This window comes from Pseudomonas sp. P5_B2, assembly GCF_056400445.1.
In genome coordinates this window covers 1-15,301 of the sequence record NZ_JBFULH010000069.1, presented here as the reverse complement: position 1 = coordinate 15,301, position 15,301 = coordinate 1, and the positions used below count along the sequence as shown (strand labels likewise).

The following is a 15,301-nucleotide window of genomic DNA, read 5'->3' as shown; positions in this document are numbered from 1 at the left end:
CCCCGCTGCGCCGCCTCTATCCGCTTGCTGTTCGTCAGGCCAGCATTTTGCCTCGGGCTTCCTTCAGATTCGCGGTCACCCGCGACACCCTTGCCTCTGGCTAACACTTCCCCTTGCCGGGTGTGTAGAGGACTTTCACCTCCAAGTCACCAGCGAGGCCACCACAGCCAAGCTGGTTGCGCTTGCGCGCAACGCGCCATGCCTGGCGCACGTATAAAAAAAGCCGCAACCCAGGTTGCGGCTTTTCTATTTCAGACGAGGATCAGTGAGCGAACAGCGAGTTGCCCTTCTGTCCCGCCAGTTTCTCCGGCTTGATCAGGAACCGTGCCAGCGCCGGCAGCAGCCACAGCGCGCCGAACATGTTCCAGAGCAGCATGAAGGTCAGCATCAGGCCCATGTCGGCCTGGAACTTGATGGCCGAGAAGATMCAGGTGCAAACACCGATGGCCAGGCACAGACCGGTGAACAGCACCGCTTTACCGGTTGATTTCAGCGTCTGGTAGTAGGCTTCCTGCAACGGCAGACCGGCACGCAGGAAACTTTCCAGGCGGCTGTAAATGTAGATGCCGTAGTCCACGCCAATCCCTACACCCAGCGCCACCACCGGTAGGGTCGCAACTTTCACGCCGATGCCCATGAACGCCATCAGGGCGTTACCCAGTACCGAGGTCAACACCAGCGGCAATACGATGCACAAGGTCGCCGCCCACGAACGGAAGGTGATCATGCACATGGTCGCGACGCAGATGTAGACGAGGATCAGGATGGTCAGCTCGGATTCCTTGATCACCTCGTTGGTGGCCGCTTCGATACCGGCGTTACCAGCGGCGAGGATAAATTCCAGGCCGTCCTTGTTGTTCTCCTTGGCGAATTCCTGCACCGCATGCACCGCACGATCAAGGGTTGCAGCCTTGTGATCGTTGAGGAACACCAGCACCGGTGCCAGGGAGCAACTGTTGTTGTACAGGCCATCCGCACGGGAGATCGAGTTGTTCAGCACATCCGGGTTACGCGACAAGGTTTCCCATTTCAGGTTGCCCTCGTTCATGCCCTTGATCATCTGCTTGGACACGGTCACCAGGGAAATCGCCGACTGCACGCCCTCGGTGTTCTGCATCTTCCACATCAACTCGTCGATCGGCGCCATGGCTTCATAGCGTGAGCAGCCTTCAGCCTTGGTCTTGACCATCACCACCAACACGTCGGAACTGGTGGAGTAGTTGCTGATGATGAAGTTGTTGTCCTTGTTGTAGCGCGAGTCCGGACGCAGTTCAGGTGCGCCCTGATCAAGGTCACCGATTTTCAGGTTCTGGCTGTACCAGAGACCGCCACCGAAGGCCAGCAAGGCCAGGGCAATCGACACCGGTGCGACTTTCGCGCTGGCAAAGTTCGACAGCAGGCGCCAGAACGGGTGCTCGCGGACCGCATCCTTTTTGCTGCGCTCTACTGCGCGCTTGCTGATACCGACGTAGGAAATCGCCACCGGCAGCAGGATCAGGTTGGTGAACACGATCACCGCCACGCCAATGGACGCGCCGATGGCCAGTTCATGGATCACGCCAATGTCGATGATCAGCAGCGTGATGAAACCCACCGCATCCGCAAGGATCGCAATCATCCCCGGCAGGAACAGCTGACGGAACGTGCGGCGCGCAGCGGTCAGCGCGTTGTCGGCCTCACTGGACTGCAAGGCGATACCGTTGATCTTCTGTACGCCGTGGGAAATACCGATGGCGAAGATCAGGAACGGCACCAGCATCGAGTACGGATCCAGTCCGAAGCCAAAGAAGTGCATCAACCCAAGCTGCCAGATCACCGCCACCAGCGTGGTACTGAGTACCGCCACGGTGCTGCGCATGCAGTTGGTGAACCAGTACAACAGAATCAGCGTAATAACGAAGGCGACACCGAAGAACATCACCACCATGACCAGGCCATCGATCAGGTCGCCGACTTTCTTGGCGAAACCGACGATGTGGATCTGCACGTTAGGGTTCTGTTTTTCAAACTTGTCGCGGATTTTTTCTTCCAGCTCGTGGGAGAACTTGCGGTAGTCCAGCGCCAGCAACTTACCCTGGTCCTGCGGGTCCGGATAGGACTCCAGCAGCGGGATATCGACAATGCTCGACTTGAAGTCGTTGGCCACCAGACGCCCGACTTGCCCGGACTTGAGGACGTTATTGCGCAGCAGATCGAGACTTTGCTGGGAGCCGTTGTAGCTCTGCGGGATCACYTCACCRCCGGCGAAGCCCTCCTCSGTCACCTCGGTCCAGCGCACGCTMGGGCTCCAYAGCGACTTGAGGCCTGAACGGTCGACGCCGGAAATGTAGAACACCTCGTCGTTGATCTGACGCAGGGTCTCCATGTATTCCTTGGAGAAGATATCGCCGTCAGTGGCTTCCACCGAGATCCGCACGGTGTTGCCCAGGTTCGCCAGGTCGTTGCGGTGCTCCATCATCTTTTGAATGAACGGATGATCGAGCGGGATCATTTTTTCGAAACTGGTGGACGGCCGGATCAGCGTCGCCTGCCAGAACAGGAAAACACTGACCAGCAGGCAGATGAAGATCACTGCCGGACGGTTGTTGAAAATCAGGCGCTCAAGAAACGTCGCCTTGTCCTGGTGATGGCTTGTCATCGATGTCATAGCTCCGCCCTTCTTATTATTTGCCCAGCTCTGAGCCGGTTGGCGAAGTAGCGCGAACGCCGCCCTGTCCTGCCAGAATCAGATTGCCATTGCCCGCCGCCGTCACTGCCGAAACGGAAATACGATCCGGACGGTTGAATACGCTGAAGGTTTCGCCGTTGTCGTTGCTGCGGATAACTGAGCCGCCGTTGCCGACGATCACGATGGAACCATCGTCGAGCAACGTTGCGCCGGACAGCCCGAACTCCAGTGCGCCGCGAGCGGCCTTGAGCTCGACCTGTTCCCAGGTGCTGCCGAAATCCGTGGAACGGTAGAGATTGCCGCGCAGGCCGTATGCCAGCAGCGTATTGGCTTGCGCCGTGCCGATGACACCAAAGAGCGAACCTTCGTACGGGCCTTCAACTTTCTCCCAGGTCTGGCCCCAGTCGGCCGAGCGGAACATGCTGCCCTGCTCGCCGACGATGAACAGTCCGGCATCCTTGACCGATGCGATGCCATTGAGGTGCAACTGATCCTCGTTGTCCAGGCGGTCGCTGGCGTCTTCCCAGTGCTTGCCGCCGTCGGTGGTTTCCAGCAGCGCGCCATAGGCACCCACGGCATAGCCACTGTTGGCGTCCTTGAACCAGACGTCGAGCAGCGGCGCTTCGCGTTTCAAATCATCGAATTGTTTGGTCCAGGTGGCGCCACCGTCCTCGCTCGCGAGGATCTGCGCGTCATGGCCGACGGCCCAGCCGTGTTTGTCATCGATAAAAAACACCGATGTCAGCAGTGCCCGGGACGGCACCTTGGCTTGAACCCAGGTCACGCCCTGGTCATCGGAATACAGAATGTGCCCGCGATCGCCGACCGCCACCAAGCGTTTGCCGGCGTGGACGACATCCAGCATCAGGCTTTTGGCAGCCCTGGCAGATTCAATGGAATAAACAGCATCGGATGCTGGCGCGGCAGCGGCCAGCACAGGTGCCGACAACACAGCACAGCCCAACAGCGAGAGCGCTGTAGCCAGCAACGCGATTTTGCGTAATGCCGGCGGGCGGCAGATACCCACACCCATGACAGGCTCACTCATAGACCTTCCCCCATTATTATTGTTAGGTCGTTCAACCTTTCAGGGCGCCGTAAGGTGGCTCGTTGTGATTGGCTGTCTGGAGCTTGGTCCTGAAACGCGCAATCTAGAGCCCCTTCGGAAGCTGGCTTATCCTATCGGGGTTTGGAAAGGTCTGACAATCGACGCTGCGTTATGTTTTGTTAACCTGAGGGGGATGGGGTTTGGCTGAATGATTGGGTATCAGGTGGGGTGATTGGGGTTTTGGTGGTTGGAGTACATATCCGTTTCTGCGGTAACGGCTGCTTATGGTTTCGCTCTTACAGCGACTCACTTTTCCAGACGCCGAAAAGTAAGCAAAAGGCTTCGCCCCGGCGTACGGCACTTCGCTAAGGCTCAGTGTTCCCTCGCTACGGTGTCCATCAGGGGGCATCGCCTACGGTCTGCTTCGCTACGACCTCATCTCGATGTGTGCGGCTTCGCCGCACGGCGCTACGCGCCTACCCCCCTGATGAACACCTACGCTCGGCCTGCCGAAGGGGCGAAAGATCAAAAGCAGATCAACAGCAACGGCAAGATCAACAGCTTCGCGAGCAAGCTCGCTCCCACAGTTGGACAGGGTACATCCCAAGGAGATTGGTTGGCTGTCAGGCCGCCTTCGCTGGCAGGCCAGCTCCCACAATGGATCGGCGTACGGCTTTTGCTTCTCACCACTCAACAGGCCGAGCGTTAGCTCGCCTGAAAGCTTTTGATCTTGGGCTTTTGATTCACCCGCCCCCTCATGCCCTGAGCCTCTCCGTCAACCCGAAGCTACCTCCACCGGTGCCTCTATCAATGTTGATCCCCGGCGTATTAAAGCCTGCAGGTACGCCTTTTCGTCATAGACGGTGCTGGTTTTCCAGCACCGATAAACGATTCTGATCCACTTAAAAGCCAGCCCCCCCTGGGCCCGAGTGGACCCTGGGGGAGCGAAGCCAGCCTCAGGCCAGGCTTTTGCTGACCACTTCAAACACATCACTGGACAGCTGACCCGAAGCACGAATCCGCTCCAGCTCGCCTTTCATCAACGCCTGACGCGCATCATCGTATTTGCGCCAGCGCGTCAACGGCGCCAACTGCCGGGAAGCGATCTGCGGATTGAACCCGTTCAACTCGATCACCAGATCCGCGAGGAAGCGATACCCAGAGCCATCCGCAGCATGGAAGTTGATCAGGTTCTGCCCGGCAAACGCACCGACCAGCGCCCGCACCTTGTTCGGGTTCTTCATAGTGAAAGCCGGATGCTGCATCAACTGACGCACCCGCTCCAGACCACCCGGCAACGTGCTGCCCGCCTGAACACTGAACCACTGATCCATGACCAGCGGATTGTCCTTGAAGTGCTCGGCGAAACTCGCCAGCGCCTTGGCTTTCTCTTGTTCAAACGGCGAATTGACCAGCACCGCCAGCGCAGTCAGGCGCTCGGTCATGTTATCGCTCGCTTCGAATTGCTCAAGCGTCGCCGCCAACACTTCCGGTTTGCCGCTGAGCATCAGGTACGACAGTGCGATGTTCTGCAACGCCCGGCGAGCAAAGTGCTCGGCCTCGGCCACATAAGGGGTTTTCTTCGACAGGTCGCGATTGGCTTGATAACGCAGCCACAACGCTTCAAACAATCCGTCCGCCAATTGCTTGCGGGCAAACTCGCGTGCGATATGAATCGCGTCGACGTCAGCCACTTCGCTGATTTCGGTCAAATACGCCTCGCCCGGCAGCGACAGCATCTCCGCGACCATGGCCTGATCCAGCGTCTCGTCCGACAGCACCGTGCGCAAGGCAGAAATCAGGCGTTGATCCAGCACCAGCGTTTCGCCGGCTTGATGTTGGGCAATCAGCTCTTGCAGCACTTGCACCGACAGTTGCTGACCGGCATCCCAGCGGTTGAAACCATCGCTGTCATGCTGCATCAGGAACATCAGTTGATCGCGGTTGTACGGGAAGCTCAATTTCACCGGCGCCGAGAAACCACGCAGCAGCGAAGGCAACGGCTGTTCAGCGATGTCGACGAAGGTGAAGGTCTGCTCGGCTTCAGTCACCGAGATCACCCGCGAAGTGCCCTGAGCGCTGGCTTCGCCGGACAGACGCAAGGCAATTGCCGCGCCTTTGGAATCCAGCAGGCCCAGTTCCACAGGAATCACGAACGGCAGTTTTTCAACCTTGTCCGGGGTTGCCGGGCAGCTTTGACGGAAGGTCAGGCTGTAGGTTTTCGCCGCTGCATCGTAAGACTCGCTCACAGCCAACCGCGGCGTACCCGCCTGGCTGTACCAGCGCTTGAACTGGGTCAGGTCGACACCGTTGGCATCTTCCATGGCCTTAATGAAGTCATCACAGGTGACAGCCTGGCCGTCGTGACGGTCGAAATACAGGTCACTGCCTTTGCGGAAGCCTTCGGCCCCGAGCAAGGTGTGGATCATGCCGACTACTTCCGAGCCCTTTTCGTACACCGTCAGGGTGTAGAAGTTGGAAATCTCGATAAAGCTGTCCGGGCGCACGGCGTGGGCCATGGGGCCGGCGTCTTCGGCAAACTGGTGCGTGCGCAGGTACGCCACGTCCTGGATGCGCTTGACCGTGGCCGAGTTCATGTCCGAGGAGAACCCGGCATCGCGGAACACGGTGAAACCTTCCTTGAGCGACAGCTGGAACCAGTCGCGGCAGGTCACGCGGYTGCCCGACCAGTTGTGGAAGTATTCGWGGGCGACGATGGCTWCGACGCGCTGGTGCGCGGCATCGGTTGCGGTTTCGGCGCGGGCCAGCACGGCGCTGGAATTGAAGATGTTGAGGCCCTTGTTCTCCATGGCACCCATGTTGAAGTCGTTGACCGCGACGATCATGAAGATGTCCAGGTCGTACTCGCGGCCGTAGACCTCTTCATCCCAGCGCATCGACTTCTTCAAGCTGTTCATGGCGTGCTGGCACTTGTCGATGTTTTCCGGCTCGACGTAGATGCGCAATGCCACGGAACGCTCGGTCATGGTGGTGAAAGTGTCTTCGACGCACCACAAGTCACCGGCCACCAGCGCGAACAGGTACGCCGGTTTCATGAACGGGTCTTCCCAGGTCGCCCAGTGCCGGCCATCTTCGCCGGGGCCGCTGGCAATCGGATTGCCGTTGGACAGCAGCACCGGATAGCTATGCTGCTCGGCGACGACCGTGGTGGTGAACTTGCTCATCACGTCCGGGCGGTCGAGGTAATAGGTGATCTTGCGGAAGCCTTCGGCCTCGCACTGGGTGCAGAACATGCCGCTGGATTTGTACAAGCCTTCCAGCGCCGTGTTGGTTTCCGGGTGGATCTTGACGCTGGTGTCGACCGTGAACGTGGTGCTGGTCGGGTGCAGGGTCAGGTGATTTTCCGTCAATTGATAATCAGCAGCGCTCAGCTCGCGGTCGGCCAGGGTGACCGACAGCAGCTCCAGTTGTTGACCGTCCAGCACCAGCGGCGGCAAGCCTGGGCCGCGTTCGGGGTTGCGGCGCATCACCAGTTGCGCATGGACCAGGCTATGATCCTCGTACAACTCGAAGGTCAGGTGCGTCTCGTCGATCAGGTACTCGGGCGCCTGATAGTCTTTCAGGTAAATCATCTTCGGTTGTTCGGTGCGCATGCTGGAGTCCTTACTGATGCACGGCGAGCTGATAAGCCGTGTATTTACGAATATTGATCACGCCGGTGTCGAAGATCAGGTATTGGCCCTTGACCCCCAGTAGCGTGCCTTCGGCAATCGGATTCTTGTCCAGGTTGAAGCTGACGATTTTGGCCGGGTATTGCTCGACCGGATAGCGGATCTCGAGAGTTTCTACGTCGGCAATCGTCTGGATTGCTTGTAGGCCAAATCGTTCCTGCAAGGTTTGCAGGCCTTCGGCGCAGCTGTCGAACAACTGATCGCGAACTTCGGCCAGATTCACCGACACCGCTTCGCCCTTGAGCAAGGCACGCCAGTTGGTCTTGTCCGCCACCTGACTGCGGAACAGGTCCTCGACGAAACCCGACTGCTGCCGGGTCGACACGCGCATGATCGGCAGCGCCTGACGGGCGCCCTGATCGATCCAGCGGGTCGGCAGCTGGGTGGCGCGGGTAATCCCGACTTTCACCCCCGACGAGTTGGACAGATAGACAATGTGATCGGTCATGCAAAACGTCTGGCCCCACTCCGGTTCACGGCACGTGCCGGCGTCAAAGTGGCAACGCTCCGGACTCATGATGCAGATGTCGCACTGCGCCAGTTTGGTCATGCAAGGGTAGCAGTAGCCCTGGCTGAAACTGGTTTTGGTCTTGCGTCCACAATGGGTGCAATGAATCGCCCCCAGGTATTCCAGGCGCACGGTGGTACCGATCATTGGATTGACCGGCACCTCGAGGTCGCCCAGGCGAAACGCGTACTGCACGTCAGCCCCGTAAAGGCGGGCCGACATTTTACTGATTGCACCACGGCCAATCTCGATCAATGGATGGCATCCGACTTGAACAGAATGTTTGGCACGCTGATCGACTTCGAACTGCATTCCTGCGGGCCCATGTAACCGGTGCGCTCTTCTTCGGGCAGGTTCTGGATTTCCCAGGCGATCATCGCCTGTAACGACAACTCGCGTTGCTCGGCGGTGAGCTTGTTACCGTCTGCCCACTTACCGATTTCCACCGCCAGTTTCAGGCTCTGGTAGATATCAGGGGTGATGTTTTTGATCATTTCGTTAAAAGAGGACATCAAGGTCTCCGCGCTCTTTAAATACATAAACTGTTTTAGGCGGCCAGTTTACGGCGGTTGTACAAACCACCCAACAAACCGGTGAAGCATCCGATGAGTAACCCGCTGACATGGGCTGCGTTGGCGATGTCACCGAAGCCGATCATCGAAACCAGCCCGGACAGGCACAGCACCAGCCACACCAGCATCATCACCAGCACGCCGCGCGGCAGGCGATAAGCCGGGTTCGGCGCCAATAGCTGGAAGATCCAGCAATGYCCGAGCAAGCCGTACAGCACGCCGGACAATCCGCCGAACAGGGTCGGGCCGCTGAAATAATACTGGGCGCAGTTGGAAACCAGGCTGAACAGCAACGTCAGGCCGACCAGGTTGATGCTGCCCTGCCGCGATTCGATGCGCCGGCCCAGCTCCCAATACCACATGCCGTTCATGGCCAGGTGCAGGATGCCGAAGTGGATCAGCATCGGTGTCATCAATCGCCACCACTGCCCCGCCGCCAGGCTGTCGGCCAATGGCACGAAGTGGATGTACTCGCCGACCACGCGAAAATCGAGGAAGGTCAGCCAGCGCATGGTGTCGAGGTTTTCACCCAGTAGCGTCACTGCACCCACGAGGATGCTCAGGAGCAAAACGGCCGCAGTCGCCTTGGCGTAGCGAAGTTGCTCGACGAAACCGGGGCGGCTGGTGGTTTGCACCGAAGGAATGTCCAGCTGCTGATCGGGATCACCGGCGGGAAAGCGTTCGTACAGCGAACGCACGTCCTCGCTGATGTTGGCCGGCACCCAGAGCACCTGTTCGCCTGACTCTTCGCTGACGCGATGCGGCACCTGCATGCGTTTCAGCAGTTTGACGAACCCGCTCAAGTCCACCGCCAGCGGCAGACGCAATACGGCAACAACACTCATTGCAGCACCTCCGGCCGTTCGACATCGACCCAGACAAATTTATTCGGATCGAGCCGGGTTTCCTGGTCCAGCCGATAGGCGACCAGTTTGCCGTAGAGCACGGCGCTGTAATCCAGGCAGGCCAGGTTCGGGCGAATCGGCACCGGTTTGCCGCTGCGCCAGTAGTGACCGACGAACAACAGCGGTTCATCGACGCCGTAGCGCAGCAAGGTGTTTTTTTCCGTGGACGTCAGGGGCGTCTGCGCCACTGGCTCGGGCAACGCGTCAGGTTGGAAGACGATGTCTCCGTAGGTTTGCGGGTCGTCTTCCCAGAATTTGGTACGGAAGAACGAGCGCACCAGGCCGTCGCCGCTGGTCATGGTCAAACCATGGGGCAAGGGCATGTCGGTGCCGCGCAGCAACCGGTCGAACACGGTGCAGGCGAAACTGCCCGGCACGGCCGACGCCTGGAGGAAATGCTCATCCACACAGCCGTTGGGGAACAGCCTACGCAATGGTTCGATCAGGCCCGAATCCCAGCACGCATGCACCACCCGGAAGCGGCCGGCGTCGACGAACAGTGGCAACTCGTAGAACCATTGCAGGAAGTCGTGCCAGTCACCGGGATGGTCTTGGAACTGGGTCAGGGTTTCTCCCAGCAATCGGGCATGACGCGGCGTGTGTTCACGGACGAACTGCTTGCCGCTGCCCGGTAGCGCCGGCGTGCTCCAGCCTAGTGCGTTGAATTCATGGTTGCCCATGATGCACAGCGCCTGGCCGGCCACGACCATGTCATGAACAATGTGCAGCGCCTCGCGAATTCGCGGGCCGCGATCAATGATATCGCCCACAAACACGGCCATCCGCGACGGATGCCGCCAGACGCCACCTTGTTTGTGATAACCGAGCCGGTCGAGCAAGTGCTCAAGGGTCAGAGCGCAACCGTGCACGTCACCGATCAGGTCGTAGCTACGCGCGGGATCGAGCATCAGTCGCCTCCACCACCCAGTCGACTGCCCCAACCGAGCTTGGTCCGGCAGACTTCATAGTAATTGTGGTCAAGCGGATGGATCAGCCGCAGTTTCTGCGCTTTTTTGCTGATGGTGATGGTGTCGCCGGGGGCGCAGGTGAAGTGGTTCTGCCCGTCACAGGAGACTTGCGGGTAAATCTGCATATCTTTGGACACGACGATTTTCAGCTCACTGTTGCCATCGACCACAATCGGCCTGCCCGACAAGGTATGGGGGTACATCGGCACAATCACAATAGCGTCGAGCTTGGGATGCATGATCGGTCCGCCCGCCGACAGCGCGTAAGCGGTCGAACCGGTGGGCGTTGCGACGATCAGGCCGTCGGCCTTCTGACTGCAAACGAACTGGCCGTCGATGTACAGCTCGAACTCGATCATTCGCGTCGATTTGCCGGGGTGCAGCACCACGTCGTTGAGGGCATCGCCCTGACCGATGGCCTCTGCATGACGGCGGACTTCGGCTTGCAGCAGAAAGCGGTTTTCCACCAGGTAGTGGCCGTCGAGCACTTCGGCGACTTTGATTTCAAGCTCATCTGGGCGAATATCGGTCAGGAAACCGAGGCTGCCGCGGTTGATGCCGAGTACCGGAGTATTGTGCTTGGCCAGCGCCCGGGCGGCGCCGAGCAGGCTGCCGTCACCGCCGACCACAATCACCATGTCACACACTTCGCCGAGCATCTTGCGGGACGAGGTTTGCAGGCCATGGCCGGGAAGGACTTCGGCGATGGTGTCTTCGAGGATCACGTGCAAGTGACGATCGAGCAGAAACCGTTTCAGTCGGCGGACGGTATCCAGCACCTGAGAACTGCCCAGGCGACCGATGATGCCGATATTACGAAATTGCTCCATGGGGTTCCTGCGAGGACGGCGAAAAAGACGATTATGGGCGAAAGCGCGGGATAGACAAAATCCTTTCAGCCACAAGGGTGTACTCATGTTTAGGGCTATGCTCGCAAGATGATCCTATTTCCCGATTTGCTCTCGTTGCCCCATCAGTTGCGCCACCCCGAAGTGCGCGACCTGGCCTGGGTCATCCTCGCGCCGCCAATGCTCGTCGACACGCCGTGGCCGCAACGCCATCCGTTGGCCGGCAGCGAGTGGGTGCAAGAGCCCGAACGCCTGGAGCGATGGCTGCGGCAACTGGACCGTGACAGCTATGACTTGCTGCACTGGCTGTCCCAGGCCCGCACCCGGCGTCTGGGCCTGTATTACGAGCGACTGTGGCAGTACGCGGTGCGGCACGCGCCGGGGATCGAGCTGATTGCCGCCAACCTGCCGATTCGCCGTGAAGGCCACACACTGGGCGAGCTGGACATGCTGCTGCGCGATCGCGACGGCGTACATCACATGGAACTGGCGATCAAGCTCTATCTCGGGCCGCAAAATGGCGACGGGCAGGATACCGCGCAGTGGCTTGGCCCGGGTTGTCATGATCGGCTGGACCGCAAACTGGCGCACCTGGCTCAGCATCAACTGCCCATTTCTGCCCGCAGCGAAAGCCGCGAAGTGCTGGCGGCGCTGGATATCCAGCAGTTCAGCGCGCACCTGTGGCTCGGCGGTTACCTGCTGTATCCGTGGCCGGGACGCGCCGAACAACCCGGCGGTGCACATCCGCAGCATTTGCGTGGTAGCTGGCTGCATCAGAAAGACTGGGCGGATTTTGTCGTGCAGCGCCCTTTCGGTCGCTGGCAACCCCTGCCCCGCCATGCCTGGCTGGCACCGGCGCATTATCCGGCGGAGCAGACCTGGAATAGCGAGCAATTGAGCGCGTGGCTCAGTGAACTGGAACCCTTGGCGCCCGCGCAATTGATGGTGCGCCTGATCGAGAATGCCGAGGGGGAATGGGAGGAAGCGGAACGGTTGTTTCTGGTGGCGGATCTTTGGCCGAATGTGCCGGGCAGTGGTTGAGATTTGTTGCGCCTGGGCTGGCCTCTTCGCGAGCAAGCCCGCTCCCACAGGGGATARTCATGCTTTTGGAGATCCAGTCCAGACACCAAAATTTCCCACCTACCTATGAATTTAGTGTGGGAGCGAGCCTGCTCGCGATGAAGCAGACTCGGTCTAGAAGGATAACCGAATAGCCAAAGCCGCCATCGCCGGTAGCAGCTGTCGAGCCTGCGAGGCTGCTGCTACAAACGTAATCACACCTTTTTGTGTTGTTCGACCCATTTTCCATAGGCGTCGATGAACTTCTGCAAGAATGGCTTCACCGATTCGGACAGTTTGCCGGCCTCGTCGAACAGTGTACCGGCACCACCGAGATAGGCTTCCGGCTGCTGCATGCACGGTACATCCAGAAACACCATGGACTGACGCACGTTATGGTTGGCACCAAATCCACCGACAGCACCCGGCGAAACGCTGATGACTGCACCCGGCTTGCCGCTCCATGCACTCTGGCCATATGGCCGCGATCCAACATCGATGGCATTCTTTAAAGGCGCCGGCACCGAACGGTTATATTCCGGGGTGACGAACAGCACTGCGTCGGATGAACGTACTTGTTGCCGGAAAGTGCTGTAGGCTGCCGGCGGTGAAGCGCCATCGATGTCTTCGTTGTAGAGTGGCAAGTCACCAATTTCGACGATTTGCAGATTGAGATTGGCTGGAGCAAGGTCGGCTAGCGCCAGTGCCACCTTGCGATTGATCGATGCCTTTCTCAAGCTGCCGACTATGACGGCGATCGTATAGACGTTGCTCATGGAAGATGTCTCGACTGTCCGATGGAAAGAACTTGTAGTTATAGATGACGAATCACCCAGTGGGCTGTTGAATTTCACACCCCTGACTATTTTTTTCTTGCACGAAAACTTACTTCGCCCAACCACGGTCTACACAACCGAAATTTGAGTGATTTATCTCCAGAGGTTCTAAACAGATGGCAGCAGTACTTGTCGGTCAGTTCCACGCAAGAGATGCGGAAGGCCGCGTATATTCCGTGCACGAGTTCCAGGAATCCACTCCGTCGGCAGACGGCCTCGGCGGTACGGAGCCTGTCACCACTTACAAACTGGCCATTGGCGACCGCGTCAGGAAGCTGGATGACAACCAGTTCCTGCTGGTTCAATCGGACGTGACCATCGTGCGCGAACCCGACACCTTTGTCGGCAGCGTGCCGGTAGCCAGCACCGCGTCATAACCCAACGTTATGAGCAGAAGTCATAGGCGCGCACTTGAGTTAGGATTCAGTCACTGATTCCCTCACCTGCCGAACATGGACTTCATGCATGCGTTTACGCCATATCGAAGTGATTCACGCGCTTGTGCAGACCGGTCACCTGGGCACCGCCGCCGAATGGCTGCAGTTGCCGGTGGCCGAGGTTGAAGGCATTTTGCGCGAGGCCGAGGGTCAGTTGGGTTTCATGCTGTTTTCCAGCGTGCGTGGACGCTTGCAGGCGACCCGCGAAGCGCGGGAGCTTCAGGTCGAAATCGCCCACGTCTACGAAGCGCTTGAGCCCGTTCAGCGCCTGGCCTCCAGCCTCAAGCAATACCAGGCACCACCACTGCGCATCATTTGCACCCCGCCGCTAGCCCAACAACTATTGCCTCAGAGCATCGCCGCCCTGCGCCGACGCCTGCCCGACGCACCTTGCAGCCTGTTGAGCCACCCGACCCGCGAGATCATCAAGACCCTGCTGTTGCGCGAAAGCGATCTGGGGTTGAGCTTGCAGGATCCCGACCACGCCGACATCCATTGCCAGGTGATTGCCCAAGGCAAGCTCCAGCTACTGGCGCCCCATGGCTGGCTACAACCCAAGCAGAAATACATTTCGTTGCAAGATCTGGCGGGCCAGTCAATGGTCGGACTCGAAGGTCACGACCCGCTGAGCCCGGCACTCGAGAACAAATTGCAGGCCTTGCGCCCTGCTCCGCTCGTGCATATCCGGGTCCAGACGCATCAGATGATGCGCAGCATGGTGGAGGCTGGTGAGGGCCTTGCGATTGTCGACCCGTTTACCGCCCTTGGCGCCAAATCCAGCGGGCTGGATGTTTGCCCACTGGCGCCGGCAGTGCCGATCAGCCTCTACGCCCTGACCCTGAAAAGCGGCGAACCGTCCGCCGCCGTTCAGACCCTGCTGGACATCATTACGGAACAAGCCGTGGCGATGCTGGCGAACTGAGTGGATTTTCCAGCGCATTATCGAACAAGCGATACCAAAACAGCGCCACTTCGGCGGTGTTCGGATCGATCCCGCGATAGCGCAGATGATCGATCCCGCCAATCACATAACCGCACCGCTCATAGAGCCGGCAGGCGCCCAGGTTGTTGTTCTGGGTTTCGAGCATGATCCCCGGCAGTTTTTTCTTGCGACTCCAGAATTGAGCCACATCCAGCAATGCTCTGGCCACACCGTGGTGCCGCGCCGGCGCATGTACCGCCAGCTCGTCGATATGGGCAAAACCGTTCCAGTTGGTGCTGACTACCAGATGACCGACGGGCTCATCATCGATATAGGCCATGAAAATCGCACTGTCAGCCGCATCTCTAAAACTGCTGAACTCTTCAGGGTCGATGCCATAGCACTTTCGATAAGGGGTGATTGGCGTAATCGGCCATTGCTCGACCGATTTGCCCATTTCGACGGTGCCATAGGCGGCGACTTCAAAACTGAAGTCACTGCCCCAGATATAGGCTGCGAAGCCGTCATCGGCGACACGCACCGCAAGGCCGGGGTACTTGGGATTAATGACAGGTTGCATACTGGGAAAGGTCCTCATTCCTTGATGCAATCGACGGTGTAGTGCCGTCCATTGCCCTCGTCTTCGTGTTGCAAACCATGCACATCGACGACGAATCCGGGGAAACTGCTATCAAACGTTCGTGCAAATGAAAGGTAGTCGATGATTGACCGCGTCGCCTCGGTGAACCGCTCGCCCGGCATTATCAGTGGAATGCCCGGCGGATACGGAACCAGCATCACCGCAGCGATCCGCCCGTCCAGGGCGTCGATCGAAACC

Annotated in this window: 14 protein-coding genes and 1 pseudogene; 3 read left to right on the top strand and 12 right to left on the bottom strand. The window is 59.0% G+C overall.

Annotated elements, in window-relative coordinates:
- Positions 1-262: 262 nt before the first annotated feature.
- The 9 genes and pseudogenes from AC1DRJ_RS09320 to AC1DRJ_RS09280 all read right to left on the bottom strand — a co-directional run bounded on the left by AC1DRJ_RS09320 (position 263) and on the right by AC1DRJ_RS09280 (position 11,191).
- Entirely contained in the window at positions 263-2,638 is a 2,376-nt protein-coding gene (locus tag AC1DRJ_RS09320) for an efflux RND transporter permease subunit (protein ID WP_477801877.1), read from the bottom strand.
- Positions 2,639-2,663: 25 nt separating this feature from the next.
- Positions 2,664-3,716: a WD40/YVTN/BNR-like repeat-containing protein gene (locus AC1DRJ_RS09315; protein ID WP_477801875.1), complete on the bottom strand. Its 1,053-nt coding sequence runs from the start codon at positions 3,714-3,716 to the stop codon at positions 2,664-2,666.
- A 775-nt stretch (positions 3,717-4,491) separates the two neighbouring features.
- Positions 4,492-4,629 (bottom strand): annotated as a pseudogene (locus AC1DRJ_RS09310) (IS110 family transposase); the annotation flags it as partial.
- 43 nt (positions 4,630-4,672) lie between these two features.
- Complete coding sequence (gene pepN, locus AC1DRJ_RS09305; RefSeq protein WP_477801874.1) at positions 4,673-7,330, bottom strand: aminopeptidase N; 2,658 nt, start codon at positions 7,328-7,330, stop codon at positions 4,673-4,675.
- Positions 7,331-7,340: 10 nt separating this feature from the next.
- Positions 7,341-8,171, bottom strand: a complete 831-nt coding sequence (locus AC1DRJ_RS09300; RefSeq protein ID WP_477801876.1) for a DUF2797 domain-containing protein — start codon at positions 8,169-8,171, stop codon at positions 7,341-7,343.
- Positions 8,168-8,428, bottom strand: a complete 261-nt coding sequence (locus AC1DRJ_RS09295; protein ID WP_477793829.1) for a YeaC family protein — start codon at positions 8,426-8,428, stop codon at positions 8,168-8,170. The genes AC1DRJ_RS09300 and AC1DRJ_RS09295 overlap by 4 nt, the downstream gene beginning before the upstream one ends.
- Before the next feature lie 35 nt (positions 8,429-8,463).
- On the bottom strand, positions 8,464-9,333 hold the full coding sequence (locus AC1DRJ_RS09290) for a rhomboid family intramembrane serine protease (RefSeq protein ID WP_477801873.1): 870 nt from the start codon (positions 9,331-9,333) through the stop codon (positions 8,464-8,466).
- Positions 9,330-10,301 (bottom strand): metallophosphoesterase, encoded by a 972-nt coding sequence (locus tag AC1DRJ_RS09285; protein WP_477801872.1) that lies wholly within the window; start codon positions 10,299-10,301, stop codon positions 9,330-9,332. The genes AC1DRJ_RS09290 and AC1DRJ_RS09285 overlap by 4 nt, the downstream gene beginning before the upstream one ends.
- Positions 10,301-11,191: an NAD(+) kinase gene (locus tag AC1DRJ_RS09280; protein WP_477801871.1), complete on the bottom strand. Its 891-nt coding sequence runs from the start codon at positions 11,189-11,191 to the stop codon at positions 10,301-10,303. The genes AC1DRJ_RS09285 and AC1DRJ_RS09280 overlap by 1 nt, the downstream gene beginning before the upstream one ends.
- Before the next feature lie 108 nt (positions 11,192-11,299).
- Between AC1DRJ_RS09280 and AC1DRJ_RS09275 the strand changes: the two genes are divergently transcribed.
- Positions 11,300-12,250 (top strand): DUF1853 family protein, encoded by a 951-nt coding sequence (locus tag AC1DRJ_RS09275; RefSeq protein WP_477801870.1) that lies wholly within the window; start codon positions 11,300-11,302, stop codon positions 12,248-12,250.
- Positions 12,251-12,483: 233 nt separating this feature from the next.
- Here the strand turns inward: AC1DRJ_RS09275 and AC1DRJ_RS09270 are convergent, their stop codons facing one another.
- Positions 12,484-13,044 carry an NADPH-dependent FMN reductase gene (locus AC1DRJ_RS09270; RefSeq protein ID WP_477801869.1) on the bottom strand — a complete coding sequence of 187 codons (561 nt, stop codon included), beginning with the start codon at positions 13,042-13,044 and terminating at the stop codon, positions 12,484-12,486.
- A 176-nt stretch (positions 13,045-13,220) separates the two neighbouring features.
- Here AC1DRJ_RS09270 and AC1DRJ_RS09265 point away from each other — a divergent pair, with 176 nt between their 5' ends.
- Both AC1DRJ_RS09265 and AC1DRJ_RS09260 read left to right on the top strand, forming a co-directional pair.
- The gene (locus AC1DRJ_RS09265) at positions 13,221-13,481 is read left to right on the top strand and encodes a hypothetical protein (RefSeq protein WP_477801868.1); all 261 of its coding nucleotides are present in this window, start codon (positions 13,221-13,223) and stop codon (positions 13,479-13,481) included.
- An 88-nt stretch (positions 13,482-13,569) separates the two neighbouring features.
- A complete protein-coding gene (locus AC1DRJ_RS09260) occupies positions 13,570-14,463 on the top strand; it encodes a LysR family transcriptional regulator (RefSeq protein WP_477801867.1) in 894 nt (297 codons plus the stop codon).
- Here AC1DRJ_RS09260 and AC1DRJ_RS09255 read toward each other — a convergent pair.
- Entirely contained in the window at positions 14,429-15,043 is a 615-nt protein-coding gene (locus AC1DRJ_RS09255; protein WP_477801866.1) for a GNAT family N-acetyltransferase, read from the bottom strand. The two genes, AC1DRJ_RS09260 and AC1DRJ_RS09255, sit on opposite strands and share 35 nt — an antisense overlap.
- A 14-nt stretch (positions 15,044-15,057) precedes the next feature.
- Positions 15,058-15,301: Orn/Lys/Arg family decarboxylase (locus AC1DRJ_RS09250; protein ID WP_477801865.1), on the bottom strand; the 244-nt coding region annotated here is incomplete at its 5' end.

Excerpts from the sequence above, each read along its gene's own strand:
- AC1DRJ_RS09315 (WP_477801875.1), bottom strand. The coding sequence starts at position 3,716 with ATGAGTGAGCCTGTCATGGGTGTGGGTATCTGCCGCCCGCCGGCATTA.
- AC1DRJ_RS09295 (WP_477793829.1), bottom strand. The coding sequence starts at position 8,428 with ATGTCCTCTTTTAACGAAATGATCAAAAACATCACCCCTGATATCTAC.
- AC1DRJ_RS09285 (WP_477801872.1), bottom strand. The coding sequence starts at position 10,301 with ATGCTCGATCCCGCGCGTAGCTACGACCTGATCGGTGACGTGCACGGT.
- AC1DRJ_RS09280 (WP_477801871.1), bottom strand. The coding sequence starts at position 11,191 with ATGGAGCAATTTCGTAATATCGGCATCATCGGTCGCCTGGGCAGTTCT.
- AC1DRJ_RS09275 (WP_477801870.1), top strand. The coding sequence starts at position 11,300 with ATGATCCTATTTCCCGATTTGCTCTCGTTGCCCCATCAGTTGCGCCAC.
- AC1DRJ_RS09270 (WP_477801869.1), bottom strand. The coding sequence starts at position 13,044 with ATGAGCAACGTCTATACGATCGCCGTCATAGTCGGCAGCTTGAGAAAG.
- AC1DRJ_RS09265 (WP_477801868.1), top strand. The coding sequence starts at position 13,221 with ATGGCAGCAGTACTTGTCGGTCAGTTCCACGCAAGAGATGCGGAAGGC.
- AC1DRJ_RS09260 (WP_477801867.1), top strand. The coding sequence starts at position 13,570 with ATGCGTTTACGCCATATCGAAGTGATTCACGCGCTTGTGCAGACCGGT.
- AC1DRJ_RS09255 (WP_477801866.1), bottom strand. The coding sequence starts at position 15,043 with ATGCAACCTGTCATTAATCCCAAGTACCCCGGCCTTGCGGTGCGTGTC.